This window comes from Telluria sp. ZT3P25 (assembly GCF_059685895.1).
This window is the reverse complement of sequence record NZ_JCASIJ010000002.1, coordinates 1,014,786-1,034,515: the sequence shown is the minus strand read 5'-3', so window position 1 is coordinate 1,034,515 and position 19,730 is coordinate 1,014,786. Positions and strand designations below refer to the sequence as shown.

Here is a 19,730-nt window from a genome sequence, read left to right as displayed (position 1 = left end):
ATGCCGCCAGCGTTCAATCTGAGCCAGGATCAAACTCTTCAGTTCAATCTCTGTTTGTTGGCATTTCTGCCACCCTACCTTACGGCAGGGGTCGCTCACTCAAAATACTGACCGTTATCTCATTGCTGAGACAACGTATTTCTTTTTTGTGAACATTTGATAATTTAAGTAATCAAAGACCGAAGTCTTTGGCACCTTCATCAAACGCCCACACTTATCGACTGTTAATTTTTAAAGAACTTATCTGGTACTGCCTTGCCGCATGGTGCGAATCGTTTTGTTCGCTGCAGCAGAGAAGAGAGATTATGCTGCAATCCTACAATCTCGTCAACCCCTTATTTTCGCTTCGTCCCGATTTCTCTGGAGACCTTGCTCCCGTAACCACTTGATTACGTTAACATTTTCGGTCAGTGCCGAAGCGGAGGCGAACTATACCAAACCTGTCACGCACTCCGCAAGGCCTACAAGAAAAAGAATTTGTCCTACAAGAGCCAGTCGATCGGCAGCCAGCCCAGGCCATGTACTGCGGCCCGCTTCCACCAGGTCGTCCCAGGCTCGACGTCGTGCCGGATGATCTTGCCATCGCGTCCCTCGAGCCAGTAGACATTGCCCTTCTCATCCAGCAACACTTCATAGGCGCGCATTGGCAGGGTCTCGTCGAGCGTTTTACTCAGGCGATCGGCCAGCTCGACACTGTCGATCACCATCCCCATTTCGGTATTCAAATGGATCGAGCGCTGGTCGAAGTTGAACGAGCCCACGAAGATCCGGTTGCCATCCACGCCGAATGTCTTGGCATGCAGGCTCGCATCCGAACTGCCAAAGCCGGCGCCGCTGCGTTTTTTCTTGCGGGATGGCTCGTCGGTCGATGCACGACGCAATTCGTATAACGCTATACCCGCCTCCAGCAGCGGCTTGCGCCATTTGGCATAGCCAGCATGGACAGCGGCAACGTCGGTCGCCTCGAGCGAATTGGTGAGCACCCGGATTTTGGCGCCCTTCTTGGCCATCTCGATCATCGAGGCCGCACCATCCTTGCCCGGTACGAAATACGGCGAGACCAGATCCAGATTGCGTTCCGGCTGGCCGAATAGCACTTTGAGCCTGGCCGCGATATTCTCATCCGGCGACGACTGGTCCAGTACCTTGGCCGGATCGTCGCTCAGGAAACGCGCATGCGCCCATTCCAGCGGCAGCGTCCCGCTCATGACTTTGTTCAAGAATGCAGATTGTCCGATCGCATCCAGATATTCTTTGGTCTCGGCATCGACCGTGGCCGGCGGCGGCGCCTTCGCATCGGTCACCATCAGCGCCAGCGGATAGGCCGACGGACAGTTCCAGTACAGGTCGAAATCCGCAGAAACTTCTTTCACCACCGGACCGGTAGCGATCACGTCGAGGTCGGCAAACGAGATATCGCCCGCTGCGCCGAAATACTCGTCGCCCACATTGCGGCCGCCTATGATCGTGGCCTTGTTATCGGCGGTGAACGATTTATTGTGCATGCGCCGGTTCATGCGCCAGAAATCGGCGACCATGCCGAGCGGACGCATCGAGCGAATACCATTCGGATTGAACAGCCGCACTTCGATCTGTGGATGGGCGTCGAGCTGCGCCAAGATCGCATCCAGCCCACCCGTGTTGTTGTCGTCCAGCAGCAGGCGCACCCGCACACCACGGTCAGCCGCCTTGCGCAAGGCGTTGAACATCAGCATGCCGGTCGTGTCGTTGCGCCAGATATAGTACTGAACGTCCAGGCTGCGATCGGCCGCCTGCGCCAGCACGGCGCGCGCGGCGAACGCATCGCGCCCATCGGGCAGGCTGTGAATGCCAACCAGGCCGGGATGCGCCGTGGTCAGTGGCAACAGCGCCTGGCCGAGCCGGGTATTGTCCGTATCGGTCAGAGCCGTGCTGGCAACGCGGCCCTCCAGCGGCGGCAGCGTCGAGCAGCTCGACAGCGTCAATGCGCCTGCAAGCAGCGCCGTTGGCACCAGCAGCCATAATTTGGCGCGCTTCTTCATGGTTCAATGTCCTTCGAAGTCAGGTTTGCGTTTTTCAAGGAATGCCGACATGCCTTCTTTCTGCGCAGGGGTGCCGAAACCCGCATGGAAGTAGCGGCGTTCATAGGCAACACCCTGGCTCAGCGTCATTTCATAGGCCTGGTTGACGCAATCCTTGATCTGCATGGCAACCGACACCGGCATCTCGGCAATCCCCTGGGCGATCTTGATTGCCTCGTCCATCACATCGGCGACTGGATACACGCGCGAAACCAGCCCGGTCCGCTCTGCCTCGGCGGCGTCGATCATGCGCGTGGTGAGCAGCATGTCCATCGCTTTCGACTTGGAAATTGCGCGCGGCAGGCGCTGGGTGCCGCCGGCGCCCGGTGTCACGCCAACCTTGATCTCGGGCTGACCGAATTTCGCGCTGTCGGCGGCGATCAGAAAGTCGCACATCATCGCCAGCTCACAACCACCACCCAGGCAATAGCCCGAGACCACGCCGATGACCGGCTTGCGGATGTCGAGGATGTGTTCCCAGTTGCGGCCAATATAGTTATTGCCGTAGGTTTCCTGATAATCGTACTGCGCCATAGCAGCGATGTCGGCGCCGGCAGCGAAGGCTTTCTCGCTACCCGTTAATACGATGACATTGATGGCCGGATCCTGGTCGAACGCGCGCAGCGCCTTGCCCAGCTCGTTCATCATATTGTCGTTGAGCGCATTCATCGCCTTCGGACGGTTCAGCCGTACCACGGCGACCTTGCCGTGGTTCTCGATCAACAGGTCAGCATATTCCATGGGAAACCCTCATCTGGTTGGATAGTATCGTCGCGATTGTAGCGCTTTCCGTGTACGTCAAGTAGAGCGCCCCGATCGACTGACATGCATGCGACGCCTCCCATTACGGTCCTGCCGGCGGCAGCACGATTGGTAGTTCGGGACAGCCCATGGCCTGGCAACCGTTGGGCAAGGTCCGTAGCCAAGTCACGATCGACTCCACCGACACGGTCTGGATCCTGCCCTTCCAACGCAAGCTGGATGGATGGTCGTCAAACGCAATATTCGCCTTCGAGATCCGCGCGCCCAGGCGCGTCATCGTCCCCAATGCCAGCTCGGTTGGCTGGTAGCCGTTTGACGCCAGCCAGGTCTGCGCCGTGGCGCGGGTTGTCGCCGCGCCCTCGGGTGCGATGGCGTACGCCAGCATTTCCAGCACCCAGCCATTTGAATTCTGATAGCGCGTGCTGAACGGATAGGCAGCCAGGCTGTACTGGGGCTCGTGGTAATCGCGCGCCTTGTTGCCCAGCAACGCATTCTTGAGCCGGGCTTGCACGGCAGGTGCCAGGCGCCAGATGCCGGCCTGGTAACGCACCGGCGCATCAGAGAAGAAATTGATCAGCCCTTCGTCGTACAGTGCCGAGGTCGCCGTGCCGCACGCATTGAGCTTGTGCACCACCGACCAGGCGCCAGCCGGATGTGTGCGCACGGCAAATGCCGCATGCGAATAGGTCAACCGATACGCCGATAGGTCCTGCCCCACGCGCGCGATCAGCACGACATCGTCGCCGGTGCTCTCGAGCGCCGTGCGCGTGAGATCGGCCATCTGCATGCTGCGCACCACCAGTTCGGGCGAAGCGACCTGCTCTTCGCAGGGTGTACCCGCCAGGGCCGTCGACGCCGCCAACGTCAGTGCGGCCGCAGCAACGGCGCGGCGCATCCTAGCTGCGCGGGCGCGAGTGGGCCATGCCGGTGCCTGGTTCGGCCAGCAGGGCAATCGTCGCCTTGCCTTTCTTGACAGCATAGCCAGCCTTGCCGACTGCTTCGATATCAATGCGATCGCCGGCCTTGAGTGCCTCGTTCTGCGCGATCCGGGTCTGGATTGCCATATCGATTTTCAACTGCTGGTCGTCGCTGTGCAGTTCGACCCCAGTCTTGTTGCCCTCTGGCCGGACCGCCGCGACGCGCCAGCGTTTGGAAACGTCGATTGCAGCCTGCGAGCCTTCTGATACTGTTTTTGCGCTCAGATAGACCACACTGAACGGCACCAGCAGCACGATGCTGCCCACCGACAGCACGGTATCTGAAGGGCCGGGCGCGGCGGCCTGGCTGGGCGCGGCGATGGCAGCGGCAAGGGTAATGGCAAGGAGGGAATGCAGACGCATGAATAGAACCTGTCAAAAATGAAAGCACCACCACGTCACCGCGCGTTAAAACAGCGAAAAATTGCAACGTGGAAATTGAATCAAAAGTCAGAGTAGCCCGATTCCCTCAATTATGCAACGAAGGTTCACTTCGGCAACAACACCCACATCGTCCCGCTCTGCTTCATGAGTCCGGCATTTTCCGTGGCTTCCGGCCCGAAGCCGAAGAAGAAATCGGCCCGCACCGCGCCGCGAATCGCGCCACCCACATCCTGCCCCATCACCAGACGCTGCAGAGGCGCGCCATCCTTCGGCAGCGTCGTCGACAGCCACACCGGCGCGCCCAGCGGCAGGATCGTGCGGTCGATGGCAATCGAGCGGCCCGGCGTCAGCGGCACATTGAGCGCGCCACGTGGCCCGACGCCCGGGTCAGCCACCTTGGTCTCCGTGAAGAAGATATAGCTCGGGTTCACATTCAACAGTTCCTGGCGCCGCGACGGATTGGCAGTTATCCAGGCCCGGATCGACTGAGCCGATACCTGGTCCGGCGTCATGAGCCCCTGCTCCACGAACCAGCGCCCGATGGCTTTATAAGGATGACCATTCTGGTCGGCATAACCCACGCGCACCGTTTCACCGGTATCGAGCTTGATGCGACCCGAACCCTGCACCTCGAGGAAGAACGCATCCACCGGATCGCTCACCCACAGCAACTCCTTGCCGCTCAATGGCGCGCGGTCGATGTCGGCGCGGCTCTGATACGGAATCACGGTCTTGCCGGACAACCGCCCACGCAGGCGCCGGTTCTGCAGATCCGGATAGATGCTGCCCAGGTCAACCGTCACCAGGTCGTCCGGCACCCGGTACAGCGGCGTCTGAAACACCCCACCCCGCTTGCGCGCGCCAAACAGCATCGCTTCGTAATAGCCGGTGATGAGCCCGGTCTCGGCACCATCGGGGTTGCGCACCTGGTTCGGCACAAAATACGTCTCGAAGAAGCGGCGCACGGCTGCGACATCCTTCGCGTCGACCGCGCCGGCCGCCGCGCACGGTGCCTTCCACGGCGCCTGGCGCGACGCCAGCACGCTGCACGATTGCAGGAAGGCCGGCCAGGCCTGACGCACGTCGTCCTGTTGCCAGCCCGGCAGCGCGGCAAAGGTGGTGGGCGTGAGCGGTGCTGTCGGCGCGACCGGCGCTGACGGCTGAACCGGCGGCGCCACCACCACCGGCCCGACCGGCGGCGGCATCGTGACCGGCTGCGGCGCAGAAGGCGCCGTGGGCTTGGGCTCAGTCGAACAGGCGCTCAGCAGGCTGACGAGCGCGATCAGGACGGGTACACTGCGGCGTATTGTATACATGGGAACCATGGGGGCCGATATGTGGATCTTGATGGTGGAGGCCGGCGTGGCGCTGTTCCTGTTCGTGTTCATCGTCTGGTGGACCATGTTCGCCGGCCGCAAAGACAGCGACCGGGACGACGGCGACGACACCCCCGCCCCGTAGGATCAGTGCAGGGAGCGCGGCGGCGACAGCACGAATTCGGGAATGGTTGCCTCGAAGCGGTGGCCATCCTCGGCCACGCAGAAGTATTCACCACGCATCGTTCCCTGCGCAGTGCCCAGGTGCGTGCCACTCGTGTACTCGAACTGCTCACCCGGCGCCAGCAATGGCTGGTGGCCGACCACGCCCAGGCCTTTGACTTCCTGCATCTGGTTATTGGCGTCGAGAATGACCCAGTGACGGGAAATGAGCTGGGCCGGAATGCTGCCGGTGTTCTTGATCGTGATCGTGTAGCTGAACACGAACTGGCTCCGGTCCGGGTCGGACTGCTCCGCCAAGTATTGCGTTCTGACGGTGACAGCGAAATCGTAGGCGGGCATCGAGGTTCCTTGCGTGATCGTGGACCCGGCCGCTGCGCCATTCGCAGGGGCCGGCGCGCCATGTGGCGCAAATAACAATCATACCGCCTGTGGCCGCCAAGCGCCGACGCGCCGTGGCAGCGCCGGCGCTGGAGGCCGCGGCGCGACCGGCGTAGAATAGCGGATTCCCACCAAAACACGCATCGTCGCCCCATGACCACCTACCGCATCGCTCCCAGCATCCTGTCCGCCGATTTCGCCCGCCTCGGTGAAGAAGTGCGCAATGTCGTTGCCGCCGGCGCCGACATCATCCACTTCGACGTGATGGACAACCATTACGTCCCGAACCTGACCATCGGCCCGCTCGTCTGCCAGGCGATCCGCCCGCACGTGGACGTGCCGATCGACGTGCACCTGATGGTCAAGCCGGTCGACCGCATCATCCCCGATTTCGCCAAGGCCGGCGCCAACATCATCACCTTCCACCCGGAAGCGTCGGAACACATCGACCGCACGCTGCAGCTGATCCGCGATCACGGTTGCAAGGCCGGCCTGGTGTTCAATCCGGGCACGCCAATGCACTACCTCGAGCACGTGATGGACAAGATCGACATGATTCTGATCATGTCGGTCAATCCGGGCTTCGGCGGCCAGTCGTTCATCCCCGAAGCACTGAAGAAAATCGCCATCGCGCGCCGCCTGATCGACGAGTCGGGCCGCGACATCCTGCTTGAAGTCGACGGCGGCATCAAGGCCGAGAACATCGCCGCCGCAGCAGCTGCCGGCGCCGACACGTTCGTGGCCGGCTCGGCCATCTTCGGCAAGCCCGATTACAAAGCCGTGATCGACGCCATGCGCGCCGAACTGGCCACGGTCGCGCGCTGATGCGGGCCGGCGCAGCAGGTATCCAGGCCGTCATCATCGACCTCGATGGCACCATGCTCGACACGGTGCCCGACTTCGAGGCGGCGCTGAACGGTATGCGCCATGACCTCGGCCTGGCGCCCATCAGCCAGGCCATCATCAAGCCGCTGGTGGGCAAGGGCTCCGAAAAACTGGTGCGGGACGCGCTGCTGCTCGACTGGGATGCGGCGCGGGTCGACGCGGCCTATGCCGACGCGATGGCCGGCTACCAGCGGCACTACCTGGCCATCAATGGCGATCGCAGCACGCTGTACGACGGTGTACTGGATGGCCTCGCGGCGATGCAGGCGCTGGGCCTGCGCCTGGTCTGCGTGACCAACAAGCCAATTGCGTTCGCACTGCCGCTGCTGGCCCAGAAAGGCCTCGCGCGGTATTTCGAGCATGTGTTCGGCGGCGACTCCTTCGCCAAGAAGAAACCGGACGCCATGCCGATGCTGGGCGCCTGCGCTGCGCTGGACATCCCGCCGACGCAGGTGGTGGCGATTGGCGACTCGTCGAACGATGCCGAAAGCGCCCGCGCCGCCGGCTGTTTCGTACTCACGGTCCCGTACGGCTACAACCACGGCCGTCCTGTACAAGAAATTCAATCCGATGGTATAGTGGATTCGCTGCTGGATGCAGCACGCCGCATCGGCGCGCACAATGCAACGGCCAGCTTAACCAACTAACTTCTCTCACCATGTTTTTCACCAAAAAACTCACTGTCAACCAAACCGGCGCCCCTGAGGCCTGGGTCTGGCGACGCTGGCAATCCTGGGCTGACTAAGCCGTACCGATTGCTGCCGGGTGGGCGTGCGACTGCACGCCACCGGCGGGTTTTTTGAAGCACACCACCGCCCTCTTCCCCCGTGGCGGTCTGGAGAAAACATGACCGAACTCGAATTCAAGTCCCTGGCAAACCAGGGCTACAACCGCATCCCCCTGATCGCGGAAGCCTTCGCCGACCTCGAAACCCCGCTCACGCTGTACCTCAAGCTGGCGCAATCGCAGAACACCGGCAAGAACACCTTCCTGCTCGAATCGGTGGTGGGCGGCGAACGCTTTGGCCGCTACTCTTTCATCGGCCTGCCGGCGCACACGCTGCTGCGCACGACCGGCAACCTGACCGAGATCGTGAAAAACGGCGAAGTGATCGAGTCGCACGAAGGCAATCCGCTCGACTTCATCGAGGCGTATCAGGCACGCTTCAAGGTCGCGCTGCGCCCTGGCCTGCCGCGCTTTTGCGGCGGCCTGGCCGGCTACTTCGGCTACGACACGGTGCGCCACATCGAGCACAAGCTGGCCGCGAGCACGCCGCGCGATGAACTGGGCCTGCCCGACATCCAGCTGATGGTGACCGAAGAACTGGCGGTGATCGACAACCTGTCGGGCAAGCTGTACCTGATCGTGTACGCCGACCCGGGCCAGCCCGAAGCGTATTCGCGCGGCCGCCAGCGCCTGAAAGACCTGCGCATGATGCTGCGCCGGAGCGTCGATGCGCCCGTTACGTCGGCCTCGGTACGGACCGAATCGGTGCGCGACTTCAGCAAGGAGGATTACCTGAAGGCGGTCGCCAAGGCCCACGAATACGTGATGGCCGGTGACCTGATGCAGGTGCAGATCGGCCAGCGCATCCGCAAGCCATACGTCGATTCGCCGCTGTCGCTGTATCGCTCGCTGCGCTCGCTGAATCCGTCGCCGTACATGTACTACTACAACTTCGGCGACATGCAGATCGTCGGCTCGTCGCCCGAGATCCTGGTGCGCAACGAGTCGCTACCCGAGGGTGGCCGCAAGGTCACGCTGCGCCCGATTGCCGGTACGCGCGGGCGCGGCGCGACGCCGGAACGCGATGCCGCCCTGGCGGCCGAACTGCTGGCCGATCCGAAGGAAGTGGCCGAACACGTGATGCTGATCGACCTGGCGCGCAACGACATCGGCCGCATCGCCGATACCGGCAGCGTCAAGGTCACCGACCGCATGGTCATCGAAAAATACTCGCACGTGCAGCACATTGTCTCGAACGTTGAGGGCAAGCTGAAAGACGGCATGTCGAACCTGGACGTGCTGCGCGCGACCTTCCCGGCTGGCACCCTGACCGGCGCGCCGAAGGTGCGGGCGATGGAAGTGATTGACGAGCTGGAGCCCGTGAAGCGCGGCATCTACGGCGGCGCCTGCGGCTACCTGAGCTTCGGCGGCGAGATGGACGTGGCGATCGCGATCCGCACGGGCGTGATCAAGGACGGCAACCTGTACGTGCAGGCCGCCGCCGGCATCGTCGCCGATTCGATTCCCGAGATGGAATGGCAAGAGACCGAACACAAGGCGCGCGCCGTGCTGCGCGCGGCCGAGCAAGTGCAAGATGGCCTGGATGGAGAGTTCTGACATGCTGCTCATGATCGACAACTACGACTCGTTCACCTACAACATCGTGCAGTACTTCGGCGAACTGGGTGAAGACGTGCGCACCGTGCGCAACGATGAGATCACGCTCGAAGAGATCGCGGCCATGAAGCCCGACCGTATCTGCATCTCGCCGGGCCCGAAGGCGCCGAAGGATGCCGGCATTTCGCTCGACGTGCTGCGCGAATTCGGCGGCAAGCTGCCGATCCTGGGCGTGTGCCTCGGCCACCAGGCCATCGGCGAAGCGTTCGGCGGCAAGGTCATTCGCGCCAAGCAGGTCATGCACGGTAAAACGTCGACCATCGCGCACATCGGCGAAGGCGTGTTCCAGGACCTGCCGAGCCCTTACACGGTGATCCGCTACCACTCGCTGGCGATCGAGCGCGCGTCACTGCCGGCCTGCCTCGAAGTGACCGCATGGACCGACGACGGCGAGATTATGGGCGTGCGCCACAAGACGTTCGACATCGAGGGCGTGCAGTTCCACCCCGAGTCGATCCTGTCCGAGCACGGCCACGCGCTGCTGAAGAACTTCCTGACGCGCTGATGCGCCCATGCATGCGCGCCGCATCCGGCGGCGCCATGCCCAAACCACGTTTGCACACTGGACCCATCATGGCGATCACCCCACAAGAAGCGCTGTTGCGCTGTATCGAACACCGCGAAATCTTCCACGACGAGATGCTGTCGCTGTTCCGCCAGATCATGTCGGGCGAGATGTCGCCGACCATGGTCGCGGCGCTGACCGTCGGCCTGCGCGTGAAAAAAGAAACCATCGGCGAAATCACCGCCGCCGCGCAAGTGATGCGCGAGTTCTCGACCAAGGTGCCGATGGCCGACACCACGGGCCTGCTCGACATCGTCGGCACCGGCGGCGACGGCGCCAACACCTTCAATATCTCGAGCGCGGCGATGTTCGTTGCCGCCGCCGCCGGCGCACGCGTGGCCAAGCACGGCGGCCGCAGCGTCTCGTCGTCGTCCGGCAGCGCCGACCTGATCGAGGCCTTCGGCGCCCACATCGACCTGACGCCCGAACAGATCGCGCAATCGATCGCGCAGACCGGCATCGGCTTCATGTTCGCACCGAACCACCACGCGGCGATGAAGCACGTGGCGCCAGTGCGGCGCGAGCTGGGCGTGCGCAGCATCTTCAACATCCTGGGCCCGCTGACCAATCCGGCCGGCGCACCGAACATCCTGATGGGCGTGTTCCACCCCGACCTGGTCGGCATCCAGGTGCGCGTGCTGCAGCGCCTCGGCGCCCAGCATGCGGTCGTGGTCTGGGGCCGCGACAATATGGACGAAGTCTCACTTGGCGCCGGCACCATCGTCGGTGAACTGGTCAACGGCGAGATCCGCGAATACGAAATCCACCCGGAAGACTTCGGCCTGCAAATGGTCTCGAGCCGCAACCTGAAGGTGGCCAACGCCGAAGAATCCAAGGCGCGCGTGCTCGAAGCCCTGCGCGGCGAGCCCGGTCCGGCGCACGACATCGTCGCGCTCAACGCCGGCACCGCGCTGTACGCCGCCGGCGTGGCCGACTCGATCGGCGCAGGCCTGGAGCAGGCGCGCGCCGCCATCGCCTCGGGCGCGGCGGTCGCCAAGCTCGAACAGTTCGTCCAGGTCACGCGCCAGCTCGGCGCGGCCAACTGATACCGAAAGCACCAGCATGTCCGACATCCTCGACAAGATCCTGGCCGTGAAGGCCGACGAAGTGGCCGCCGCGCGCAAGCACCGCGATTTATATAGCCTGCGCCACGAAGTGGAAAGCGATGGCGACGCGCGCCGCAGCCTGCGCGGCTTCGAGCAGGCGTTGCGCGCGAAAATCGCCGCGGGCCAGGCCGGCGTGATCGCCGAAGTCAAGAAAGCCTCGCCATCAAAGGGCGTGCTGCGCGCCGACTTCCAGCCGGCCGCGATCGCGCAGAGCTACGCCGAACATGGCGCTGCATGCCTGTCGGTGCTGACGGACGTGAATTTCTTCCAGGGCTCGAGCGAGTACTTGCGCCAGGCGCGCGCCGCCTGCGACCTGCCGATCCTGCGCAAGGATTTCATGGTCGACCTGTACCAGGTCTATGAAGCGCGTGCGATGGGCGCCGATGCAATCCTGCTGATCGTGGCAGCACTGGACCACGGCCTGATGGCCGAACTGGAAGCGTGCGCGCTGGAGCTGGGGATGGACGTGCTGGTCGAAGTACATGACGGCGCAGAACTCGACGCGGCCCTGCAACTGCGTACGCCGCTGGTGGGCATCAACAACCGTAACCTGCGCACGTTCGATGTCACGCTCGACACCACGCTCGGCCTGCTGGCAGCGATTCCGCCAGAGCGCCTGGTGGTTACCGAATCGGGCATCCTCGGCCCGCAGGACGTGCAGCGTATGCGCGACGCAAACGTGCACGCCTTCCTCGTTGGCGAAGCATTCATGCGCGCCGAAAATCCGGGTCAGGAACTGGCGCGCCTGTTCGCCTAAAAAATCGAACGCTTAACGCACATTGCACGGCGCAGGCGCCGCGTGACTACCGTCATGCCGCGTACGCGTCGTGCAACGCTTGCAGAACCGGCGGTTGCGCAGGTGCGCGTACAGCAGCATGAAACCACTGAGGACAGCGACAGCCGCTTCGGCGTGCTCGCCCAGCAGCGGGCTGACAATGAACACGGCCGCCAGGAACAGCGCCAGACCGGCGCAGCCAATCAGCAGCGTTGTCTTGTCACGGTGCCGCAGATAGCCAGGCACCAGCGCCAGCAGCACCGGCAGCGTGATCGCTGCGATCAGCGTGTCGTGGAACGTGTCGTGCGCGTGGGCGAGCCCCAGCATGGGAAATGCCAGGATCACGAGCGGCATCGCCAGGCAATGCAGCAGGCACAGGACGGATGCCGTCATGCCGGCGATATCGCCGAATTTGATCAGTGCGGTTTTGGTCAGAGCGTTCTTGCCTGGGTGATTCATAGCCCTGTTCCAATCATCATTAGAATCTAATGATAACCCATTATCGTTAGCGATTCAATCTGCATGACGAATCGTGCGTGCGATACGAGAGCCCAAACGACAAACGGCGCACGGCAAAATCTGCCGTGCGCCGCCGCGAGCGTTGCAATCAACGTCAGAACATCACGCGAATACCTGCCGTGATATTGCGGCCGGTCAGGGGCGCCGCATTCTTGATGAACGACGTGTGGCTGAACGCCAGCTCGTCGGTCAGGTTGTTCAGGCGCGCATAGAACTGCGTCGGCACGCCGCCGATGCGGGTCGAGTAATGGGTGCCGACATTGAGCATGTTGTAGCCACCCGTTTCGGTCTCGTATTCGGCCAGCTTGTCCTGCTTGCCGACGCGGTACAACTCCACCATGCCGTGCCAGCCGTTCCAGTCACCATCGAACTTCACGCCGATGCGGCTGGCCGGGATGCGCGGCAGGTTGCGGCTGCCGTCGCCACCATCGAAGCGGGCGCGCACGTAATCTCCGAATACCGTTGCACTCAGGCTGGACGACAGCTTCTGGCGAAGTTCGCCTTCCACGCCGGTAAACAACGCGTCACGCTGCGTGTACTGCACCAGCTGGAAGCCATCCTCGCTGTCCAGCGTGCGCGCATAGATGTAGTTGTCGACCTTGTTGCGGAACGCGCTCACCGAGAACGTCGTGTCGCCATCAAACTTGCGCAGCGTGAGGTCGACGTTGTTCGAGGTTTCCTTGGCCAGGTCCTGGTTGCCGATCTCGTAGGTGGACGTGGCCAGGTGGGCGCCGTCCGCATACAGTTCTTCGGCGGTCGGCAAACGATGGCTGCGCGAGAGCGACGTGCCCAGCGAATAGCCCGGCGTGAGCTTCCAGACCGCGCCGACCGACGCCGACGTGCCGCGCGCATCGGTGTCAAGCAGACCCGGCGCATCGACCTCAATGTCCTGCCACTCGTGGCGCAGCCCGGCCTCGAAGCGCCAGTCCTGCAGCCTGTATTCCTCGGTCAGGAACGCCGCATGCTTCTTGGTGAGGGTCGGTGGCACGTACGCCTCTTCGCCCAGCGCCGAGAAATCGCGGCGCGTGGTCTGCAGGCCGAACACGCCGCGCACGCCGGCAATCGGCGCGTGCACCGCCTCGAGGCGGGCGTCAATGCCCTTGTTGCGGAATGACGTCGAGACCACGTTCTCTTCCAGCTCATCATGAACGTACTCGGTGAACGAGGCACGCATGCGCACGCGCTCGATGCCGGCCACCGGATTGCGGTACTCGCCGCGCACGTCCCAGCGCTCGCTGTCGAGTTTCACGACCGGGACGTCGCTGTGCTCGTGTTCATGGTCGTGGTCGTGTTCTTCTTCCTCGTGGTCGTGGCCCTCTTCTTCTTCGTGGCCACCGCAGTGCAGCTGGACACCATGCGGATGGCAGCCTTCGAATTCGTGGTTGTGGCCCGGGATGCCGTATTCGGTGCGCTCTTTCGTGAAGGCCGCGCCAAGGTAGCCGTTCTTGCCGATCCACGACAGGCCGACCGTGCCGGTCTCGCCTTCCTTGTAGCTGCCCAGCACGCGGCGGCCATCGACCCAGTCCTTGCCGACTCGGTAGTCGCCCGCATCGCGCTTGACGCCTTCCAGGTGCAGCGCGACGTTGCTGCCGGCGGCCGTGGTGAATTCAAAAGCGCCGGTCTTTTCGCGCGCGGCCGAATTGGCGCGGATTTCGGCGCTGCCTTCCAGGCCGTTTTCCGGCATCGCCGTCGGGATCTTGCGGTCGATGATGTTGACGACGCCACCCACCGCACCGCCGCCGTAAGCCAGCGCCGACGGGCCGCGCAATACTTCGATACGCTCGGCCAGCACGGGTTCAAATGCAACGGCGTGATCGGGGCTGATGGTCGAGGCATCCTGGATCTCGGCGCCGTCCGACAGGATTTTCACGCGCGGGCCATCCATGCCACGGATCACCGGGCGGCTGGCGCCGGTGCCGAAGTGGCTCGACGTGATGCCCGGCTGATGCGCCAGCGTTTCGCCCAGCGTCGATTCGCGTGCGCGCACCAGTTCGGCGCCGCCGAGCGACGTCACCGGCGTGATCATGTCGTCGTGTACCACGCCCAGGGCGCTGGCCGACACCACCACGGTTGGCACGCTGTCCGGGTCCGCCGCCATGCGGCCCGTCGTCTGGGCATGGACGGCCAGCGGCGCGCCGAAGGCCAGCATCAGCGCCAGGGTCAGTGGCGTGCGCTTGCAGGTGAAATGCGACATGGTGAAATCCTTGATGATGAGATGAACGGCAGGCGGCAGGTCACCGGGCGCGGACGCGTCTAGTGATAAGCCATTATCATTAACGTCGAGATGATAGGCCATTATCAATAAGGATTCAACCCCCTTCTGGCCGAAGGGTCGCGCTTTCAGGTATTCTTCGGCTATGCAACGCAATACACGCCAAAAATCAGCCATCCTGCACGCGATCGAGCATGCACGCCGCCCACTGTCGCCACAAGAGATCCTGGCGGAAGCCAGCCAGGCCGTCAGCCAGATCGGCATGGCCACGATCTACCGCAACCTCAAGTCGCTGGTGGACGACGGCGCGCTGAAGGTCGTCACGCTGCCGGGCGACGGCGCCCGCTACGAATCGACCAGCGTGGCCGAGCACCATCACCACCACTTCCAGTGCACCAACTGCCAGCGCGTGTTCGACGTGCACGCCTGCCCGGGCGACATCGACCACATGGCCCCGAAAGGCTTCAGCGTCGAGCGCCATGAACTCACGCTGTACGGCCGCTGCGCCGATTGCATCAAGGCCGCGCCGTAACGGCAGCGCGGCCCGTGAAGGGCCGCGTCATGCATCTTACTTACCCAGCACGTTCAGCACCGCCAGCGTCATCGCCTGGGCGCTCGTCTTGATCGACGGCTCCGGCACCGGCGCGTAGAACGGCGAGTGGTTGAACGCGATCGGTTTGCCGCCGGCCTGTTCGGCCGCGGCGACATCCTTCGGGTCATACACACCGGTAAAGAAGAACATCGACGGTACGCCTTCGTTCGCGTACAGCGAAAAGTCTTCGCTGGCCGTCATGGCCGGCATGCGATGGGCCTTGTCGGCGCCAAACGCTTCCTTGAACACCACCTCGGTCTTGTTGACCAGCTCCGTGCTATTGACGATGGCCTGACCGCCACCGCCGATCTGCATCTCGGGTTTCGGTGCACCGGCCATTGCGGCCGACCCTTCCGCCACGCGGCGCACGCCCTCGAGCAGCCTGGCCCGTACCTGCGGGCTGTAGGAGCGAATGGTGCCGCGCACCTGCACGCTGTCGGGGATGATGTTGCCCACTGTGCCGCCCTGGATCGAACCAATGGTGACGACGCCGAATTCCTTCGGGTCCTTCTCGCGGCTGACAACCGTCTGCACGTCGACGACGAAGCGCGCCGCGATGGCAATCGGATCGACGGTCTTGTCGGGTGCCGAACCATGGCCGCCACGGCCCTTGAAGGTGATCTCGAGCGAGTCGGAGTTGGACGATACCGGGCCGTCGTTGTAGCCGATCGTGCCATGCGCCAGCGGCCACGAATGCAGCGCGAACGCGTAGTCGGGTTTCGGGAAGCGCTTGAACAGGCCGTCGTCCAGCATCGCCCTGGCGCCGGAGACGATTTCTTCGGCCGGCTGGCCGATGAACACGAGCGTGCCCTTCCACTGCCCTTTCAGTTCGACCAGCGTACGCGCGGTGGCGAGCCAGCTGGTCATGTGGATGTCGTGGCCGCAGCTGTGGGTCACGAAGCTGTCGCGGCCTTCACTGGTGGCGCGCGCGCGGCTGGCGTACGGCAAGCCGGTTTTCTCTTCCATCGGCAAGCCATCCATGTCGGTGCGCACCAGGACGGTGGGGCCGGCGCCGTTCTTGAGCACCGCGACGATGCCGGTCTTGCCGACCTTCTCGGTGACGGTGAAGCCGAGTTTGCGCATCTCGGCGGCCAGCTTGCCGGCAGTGCGCACTTCCTGGAAGGCGATCTCGGGATGCGCGTGCAGGTCCTTGTAGATCGTGTCGAGCCACGGATACATGGCGTCCACGCGCGTGACGACATCGTTCTTGAGCGGGGCGGCCGGTTGGGCCAGGGCGGAGGTTGCGGACAGTGCCAGGAGCGGCGCACAGGCTGCGGCGGCGATGCGGGTCAGGATCGGCATGGGCTCTTGCGGTCGTGTTGAACAGGCCACAACGATAGCATGCTGCATTGCTATATGGTACGGGCGGCGGGTCCTGCCCGCCGCCCGGTGCGGCTAGACGGCGCTCGGCCGCTTGAGCGCTGCCGGCTTGCGCCCTGCCACTGCCTGCGACAGCGTGATCACCGGCACCCGGTCACCCTGCAGCGTGACGTCGAACGCCATCAGTTCGTCGCGCCGGAACGCGTGGACGGGTATGCGGTCGCCGACGCGGTAGCGCGCCAGCAGCGCATCGACATTCGATGGATTGCCGTTCACGCGCAGCCCGTCGATCGCAATGACCACGTCGAGGGCCGACAGGCCGGCCAGGTGCGCGGCGCCGCCTTCGTGCACCTGCGTGAGTTTGGCGCCCAGCGGATCGCGCCCGATGCCGGCGTCGAGCGAGGCCTTGCCGGTCTTGCGCTCGTCGACCAGCTTGACGCCGAACGGCGCGTACAGCTTGGCCAGCGGCAGGTCTTCGACGCCGCGCACATAGCGCTCGAACAGGTTCCTCAGTTTCAGGCCGCTGACTTCATCGAACAGCGCTTCGACTTCGTGCTCGGTCACGCCGCGCCCGACGCTCGGATAAAAGTCGCGCCCGTAACGGTCCCACAGCGCCAGCATCACGTCGTCGAGCGACTTTGCCCCGCCCGTCTTGGCACGGATCGTCAGGTCGAATGCCAGCGCGATCAGCGAACCCTTGGTGTAGTAGCTGATGATCGCATTGGGCGAGTTTTCGTCCTGGCGGTAGTACTTGCTCCAGGCGTCAAAGCTCGACTCGGCCACGCTCTGCTTCAGGCGCCCGCTGCCGCGCAGCACGCCGCACATGGACTTGGCCTGCAATTTGAAATACGTCGTTTCGCCGATGATCCCGGCGCGTACCAGCATCAGGTCGTCGTAGTAGCTGGTGAAGCCCTCGAACAGCCACAGGAGCGGCGTGTAGTTCTCGACCTGCAGGTCGTACGGCGCGAACACGGCCGGCTTGATGCGCTTGACGTTCCAGGTATGGAAGTATTCGTGGCTGCACAGGCCCAGGAACTGCAGATAGCCTTCGCCCGGCTCGCCGGGTTTCTGGTTTGCCGTGGTGGGCAGGTCGGCACGCGCGCAGATCAGCGCGGTCGAGGCGCGGTGTTCCAGGCCGCCGTAGCCGTCGCCCACGGCCATCGTCATGAACACGTAACGTTCGAGCGGGGCGCGCTTGGTCAGCGGCTCGAAGAAGGCGATCTGGGTTTCGCAGATAGCTTTCAGGTCGGCCTGCAGGCGCGCCATGTCCAGATTGGGCACGCGGCCCGTGATGACGATGTCGTGCGGGATGCCGTGCGCTTCGAATGTCGCCAGTTCGAAGTTGCCCATCTCGACCGGATGGTCGATCAGCTCATCGTAGTTGGCCGCGCCATAGGTGCCAAAGCCGTAGCGCTTGGCGCCCGCTTCTTTCATCGAGGTCGCCACGCGCCAGGTGCGGGCAGCCGCATCGCCCGGCCGCTGGATGTCGACCTGGTGCGCCGTCGCTTCCTGCCCCACCACGCGGAGGAACACGCTGGTGCCGTTGAAGAAGCCGTGGGTCTGGTCGAGATGCGCGGCGCGCACCGACAGGTCCCACGCATACACCTCGTAGTGCAGCGTCAGCGCGCCCAGGCCAGGCGCTGCGCGCCACGTGTGCTTGTCGAGCTTTGTCAGTGCCACGGCGGCACCGGCCCGCTCGGCGCGGATACGCACGATATTGCGCGCGAACTCGCGGATCATGTAGCTGCCCGGGATCCAGGCTGGCAGCGCGAAGGTCTGCCCGTCAGGATCGGGATTGGCCACCGTCAGCGTGACGTTGAACAGGTGACCGGCCAGGTCCCGCGGGACGATGGTGTAGTGAATTGCGCTCTGTTTTTTTTGTGATGGCTTTTTCATGATCTGGGGTTGGTCTCGGGTCGCGCCGTATGGACAATAGTGTAAGCGGATTCAGGCTGGCAGATCGCCTTGGGTATCGATGTCGCGCAGGATGCCGGGGTCGGGCACGGCGATCGTGGTCACCGGGCTGCTCGCCAGCAGGCGCCGCGCGCCCTGGTCCCCGTCCAGCGCCAGCAAGGCGCCGTGGTGGATGGCGCCAAACGCGACCGGATTGCCACGGCGGCCATCGAACAGCGGCGCCGTAATCCCGGCGCCCTCGCCAATCGCGTGGACCAGCGCCTGCAGCGTGGCTTCAGTCACGAACGGCATGTCGCCCAGCGCCACCAGCCAGCCGCCAGCGCCGTGTGCAGGGAGCGGCGCATGACGGATCGCATGCGCCAGCGACAGCCCCATGCCACTGTCGGCGTCCGGGCACACGGTGACGGTGCAACCGAGCGCGCGCAGCGCATCGGCCACGCCGCCATCGCCCGGCGGCACCACCGCCACCACGCGCGGCAGCACCGACAGCAATGTGCGCGCGCTGGCCACCACGACAAAGTCGCCACCCGGCAAACGCTGGAGCAGCTTGTTGCGTACACCGGCCGGATCGAAACGCCGGCCGCGCCCTGCGGCCAGCAGGATGCCGGTGAACGTGATGCCCTCGCGCGGCGCCACGCCGGTTACTTCCCGGCCTTGCCTTCAAGCGAATCGAACTTGCCTTCGAGCGCCTTGAGGTCGATCGCGCCCGGGATGCGCGAGCCGTCGGCGAAGAAGATCGCCGGCGTGCCGGTGATGCGCAGCTTCTGGCCCAGGGCGAGGACCTTTTCGTTCGGCGATTCGCACGCAGCCGGCGTGGTTGGCGGCACCTTACCGGCGATCATCCAGTCGTCCCACGCCTTGTTGCGGTCGGACGCGCACCAGATGTTCTTCGACTTCACCGACGAATCCTCGGACAGGATGTTGTACATGAAGGTGTAGATCGTGACGTTGTCGATCTCCTTGAGCGTGGTCTGGCGCAGGCGCTTGCAGTAGCCGCAGTTCGGATCTTCGAACACCGCGATCACGCGCTTGCCGTTGCCCTTGACCTGCTTGAGCGCCATCTCGAGCGGCAGGTCGGAGAACTTGATCTTGTTGACTTCATCGATGCGTTCGCGCGTCAGGTTGCGCGAGCTTTTCACGTCGTACACCTGGCCGATGACGAGGTACTCGCCCTTCTTGTCGGTGTACAGGATGTCGCCCGCGACGCGCACTTCGTACAGGCCCGAATACGGGGTTTCCTTGACCGACTCGATCTTCGCGCCGCTCAGACGCGGCTCGAGCGCCTTCTTGATGGTCGATTCGACATTGGTCTGCGCATCGACGCACGATGCGAGAAGGCCAGTCGCCAGCAGGACGGCGATCTTCATTTTAAGCATGCT

Annotated in this window: 20 protein-coding genes; 8 read left to right on the top strand and 12 right to left on the bottom strand. The window is 63.7% G+C overall.

All coding sequences use genetic code 11. From position 1 onward, the window contains the following. Positions 1 to 482: 482 nt before the first annotated feature. The 5 genes from AC56LY_RS23245 to mltA form a co-directional block, all read right to left on the bottom strand. The gene (locus AC56LY_RS23245; RefSeq protein ID WP_499583445.1) at positions 483 to 2,021 is read right to left on the bottom strand and encodes a phospholipase D family protein; all 1,539 of its coding nucleotides are present in this window, start codon (positions 2,019 to 2,021) and stop codon (positions 483 to 485) included. A 3-nt stretch (positions 2,022 to 2,024) separates the two neighbouring features. Then, positions 2,025 to 2,801 (bottom strand): enoyl-CoA hydratase, encoded by a 777-nt coding sequence (locus AC56LY_RS23240; protein WP_499583443.1) that lies wholly within the window; start codon positions 2,799 to 2,801, stop codon positions 2,025 to 2,027. A 103-nt stretch (positions 2,802 to 2,904) separates the two neighbouring features. Continuing rightward, on the bottom strand, positions 2,905 to 3,717 hold the full coding sequence (locus AC56LY_RS23235) for a DUF2145 domain-containing protein (protein WP_499583442.1): 813 nt from the start codon (positions 3,715 to 3,717) through the stop codon (positions 2,905 to 2,907). Position 3,718: 1 nt separating this feature from the next. Beyond that, the gene (locus tag AC56LY_RS23230) at positions 3,719 to 4,162 is read right to left on the bottom strand and encodes a hypothetical protein (RefSeq protein WP_499583441.1); all 444 of its coding nucleotides are present in this window, start codon (positions 4,160 to 4,162) and stop codon (positions 3,719 to 3,721) included. Between the two features lie 125 nt (positions 4,163 to 4,287). Further along, positions 4,288 to 5,499, bottom strand: a complete 1,212-nt coding sequence (gene mltA, locus AC56LY_RS23225; protein WP_499583440.1) for a murein transglycosylase A — start codon at positions 5,497 to 5,499, stop codon at positions 4,288 to 4,290. Between the two features lie 19 nt (positions 5,500 to 5,518). On the opposite strand from mltA, the gene AC56LY_RS23220 reads away from it, so the two are divergent. Beyond that, positions 5,519 to 5,644: a hypothetical protein gene (locus AC56LY_RS23220; RefSeq protein WP_258837389.1), complete on the top strand. Its 126-nt coding sequence runs from the start codon at positions 5,519 to 5,521 to the stop codon at positions 5,642 to 5,644. Positions 5,645 to 5,646: 2 nt separating this feature from the next. On the opposite strand, the gene apaG is transcribed toward AC56LY_RS23220, so the two are convergent. After that, positions 5,647 to 6,021 carry a Co2+/Mg2+ efflux facilitator ApaG/CorD gene (gene apaG / locus AC56LY_RS23215; protein ID WP_482897252.1) on the bottom strand — a complete coding sequence of 125 codons (375 nt, stop codon included), beginning with the start codon at positions 6,019 to 6,021 and terminating at the stop codon, positions 5,647 to 5,649. Between the two features lie 192 nt (positions 6,022 to 6,213). Here apaG and rpe point away from each other — a divergent pair, with 192 nt between their 5' ends. The 6 genes from rpe (at position 6,214) to trpC (ending at position 11,776) form a co-directional block, all read left to right on the top strand. Then, positions 6,214 to 6,885, top strand: a complete 672-nt coding sequence (rpe, locus tag AC56LY_RS23210; protein WP_183553776.1) for a ribulose-phosphate 3-epimerase — start codon at positions 6,214 to 6,216, stop codon at positions 6,883 to 6,885. Next, positions 6,885 to 7,592 (top strand): phosphoglycolate phosphatase, encoded by a 708-nt coding sequence (locus tag AC56LY_RS23205; protein WP_499583438.1) that lies wholly within the window; start codon positions 6,885 to 6,887, stop codon positions 7,590 to 7,592. Before rpe ends, AC56LY_RS23205 begins: the two co-directional genes overlap by 1 nt. 199 nt (positions 7,593 to 7,791) lie before the next feature. Then, the gene (gene trpE / locus AC56LY_RS23200) at positions 7,792 to 9,288 is read left to right on the top strand and encodes an anthranilate synthase component I (RefSeq protein WP_499583437.1); all 1,497 of its coding nucleotides are present in this window, start codon (positions 7,792 to 7,794) and stop codon (positions 9,286 to 9,288) included. Between the two features lies 1 nt (position 9,289). Next, entirely contained in the window at positions 9,290 to 9,853 is a 564-nt protein-coding gene (locus tag AC56LY_RS23195; protein ID WP_183553782.1) for an anthranilate synthase component II, read from the top strand. A 68-nt stretch (positions 9,854 to 9,921) separates the two neighbouring features. After that, complete coding sequence (trpD, locus tag AC56LY_RS23190) at positions 9,922 to 10,959, top strand: anthranilate phosphoribosyltransferase (RefSeq protein ID WP_499500760.1); 1,038 nt, start codon at positions 9,922 to 9,924, stop codon at positions 10,957 to 10,959. A gap of 16 nt (positions 10,960 to 10,975) precedes the next feature. Beyond that, positions 10,976 to 11,776: an indole-3-glycerol phosphate synthase TrpC gene (gene trpC / locus AC56LY_RS23185; RefSeq protein WP_499583436.1), complete on the top strand. Its 801-nt coding sequence runs from the start codon at positions 10,976 to 10,978 to the stop codon at positions 11,774 to 11,776. A gap of 12 nt (positions 11,777 to 11,788) precedes the next feature. Here trpC and AC56LY_RS23180 read toward each other — a convergent pair whose 3' ends face one another. Together AC56LY_RS23180 and AC56LY_RS23175 are read right to left on the bottom strand one after the other, a co-directional pair. After that, the gene (locus AC56LY_RS23180) at positions 11,789 to 12,253 is read right to left on the bottom strand and encodes a MerC domain-containing protein (RefSeq protein WP_499583435.1); all 465 of its coding nucleotides are present in this window, start codon (positions 12,251 to 12,253) and stop codon (positions 11,789 to 11,791) included. A 154-nt stretch (positions 12,254 to 12,407) separates the two neighbouring features. After that, positions 12,408 to 14,507 (bottom strand): TonB-dependent receptor domain-containing protein, encoded by a 2,100-nt coding sequence (locus tag AC56LY_RS23175; RefSeq protein WP_499583434.1) that lies wholly within the window; start codon positions 14,505 to 14,507, stop codon positions 12,408 to 12,410. Between the two features lie 163 nt (positions 14,508 to 14,670). Here AC56LY_RS23175 and AC56LY_RS23170 point away from each other — a divergent pair, with 163 nt between their 5' ends. Continuing rightward, complete coding sequence (locus tag AC56LY_RS23170) at positions 14,671 to 15,057, top strand: Fur family transcriptional regulator (protein ID WP_258837384.1); 387 nt, start codon at positions 14,671 to 14,673, stop codon at positions 15,055 to 15,057. Positions 15,058 to 15,093: 36 nt separating this feature from the next. Here AC56LY_RS23170 and AC56LY_RS23165 read toward each other — a convergent pair whose 3' ends face one another. From AC56LY_RS23165 to AC56LY_RS23150, 4 genes are all read right to left on the bottom strand, one after another. Next, positions 15,094 to 16,419, bottom strand: a complete 1,326-nt coding sequence (locus AC56LY_RS23165; protein ID WP_499583433.1) for an amidohydrolase — start codon at positions 16,417 to 16,419, stop codon at positions 15,094 to 15,096. A 93-nt stretch (positions 16,420 to 16,512) separates the two neighbouring features. After that, positions 16,513 to 18,333, bottom strand: a complete 1,821-nt coding sequence (locus AC56LY_RS23160; protein WP_499583432.1) for a M61 family metallopeptidase — start codon at positions 18,331 to 18,333, stop codon at positions 16,513 to 16,515. Between the two features lie 51 nt (positions 18,334 to 18,384). After that, the gene (locus AC56LY_RS23155; protein WP_499583430.1) at positions 18,385 to 18,987 is read right to left on the bottom strand and encodes a nucleotidyltransferase family protein; all 603 of its coding nucleotides are present in this window, start codon (positions 18,985 to 18,987) and stop codon (positions 18,385 to 18,387) included. A gap of 5 nt (positions 18,988 to 18,992) precedes the next feature. Beyond that, positions 18,993 to 19,727, bottom strand: a complete 735-nt coding sequence (locus AC56LY_RS23150) for a DsbC family protein (RefSeq protein ID WP_258837381.1) — start codon at positions 19,725 to 19,727, stop codon at positions 18,993 to 18,995. Positions 19,728 to 19,730 lie beyond the last annotated feature (3 nt).